The following is a 973-nucleotide window of genomic DNA, read 5'->3' as shown; positions in this document are numbered from 1 at the left end:
TGGGCATCGGGATCAGCTTGGCCATCTTTCGAAGGTTTTGGGCGGTGGCTGCGAGGATGAACTCGTCACGCGCGCCGTTTGGACCTCGTAAACGCAAACGGTCGAGCTTGAGAATGCGCTTGAGGTGCGCGAACAACATCTCGATTTTCTTGCGGAGCCGGCGCGAGGTGCCTCCCTCCCACGATCTCGCGATCTGGCGCGCCATGTCGCGAGCGCCCTCGTAGATCGAGCGCGGCACTCTCCGTGAAGCCTGCTTGGGGCAACACCGAGCCTTCAATGCGCATCGATCACAATCGCGCTTGCTGGCGAGGTAAAGCATGGTGGCACCATCATTCACCAACGTTCCGGTCGTGGTAAGAACTTTGCCACCAGGGCAACGATAGATGTCCCCGGCATGGTCATAGGTGAAGTCGTCGCGCGAGAAGATCCCATCTGTGCGGGCCGACTTATCGAAGACTGTAACGTGCGGCTCGATGCCGCGCCCATAGAGCAGCCAGGCGAGCATCTCGGCCGAGCCATAGCCGCTGTCACCGAGGAGCCGGCTCGGATAGAGATCAAACCGCTCCAGCGAGCGCTCGATCATGCGCTTAGCGGCCAATACCTCCGCCTGCCGGATTGCGGTCGTTGCCTCAACATCGACGATGATCGCGTTCTCGATGTCGATCAGGTAGTTCGTCGAATAGGCGAAAAACGCTTGGCCGCCGTGCGCCCCCGTCCAGCGCGCCGCCGGGTCGGAGGGCGATACGAACTTCGGGGTAACCTCGGTCGCAGCTCCGAAAGCAGCATCATCGAGGACAGCCAGATACTCGTCGATTGCTCGGCCGGCAGCCTCCGGCGGAAGTCCCTTATCGCCTTCGATCCCCTTCTGCCGATTGGCATCGGCCTTGATTAGGCTCGCATCGACTGCAAATCCTTCACCGCCGACCAGTCGTTCCTCGATGCAGCGCCGCAGCACGCTCTCGAACACGCGACG

The 973-nt window shown here is 61.4% G+C and carries 1 protein-coding gene; it reads right to left on the bottom strand.

Annotation, left to right across the window (positions count from 1 at the left end; translation table 11 throughout):
* Window positions 1-973 (bottom strand): transposase (locus tag IVA92_RS16635; protein ID WP_247534265.1); only part of this gene is annotated, 973 nt, incomplete at both ends.

Source organism: Bradyrhizobium sp. 154 (assembly GCF_023073875.1).
In the GTDB taxonomy this organism is placed as follows: domain Bacteria; phylum Pseudomonadota; class Alphaproteobacteria; order Rhizobiales; family Xanthobacteraceae; genus Bradyrhizobium.
The sequence above is the reverse complement of the archived record's forward strand: the minus strand, read 5'-3'. Positions and strand labels throughout refer to the sequence as shown.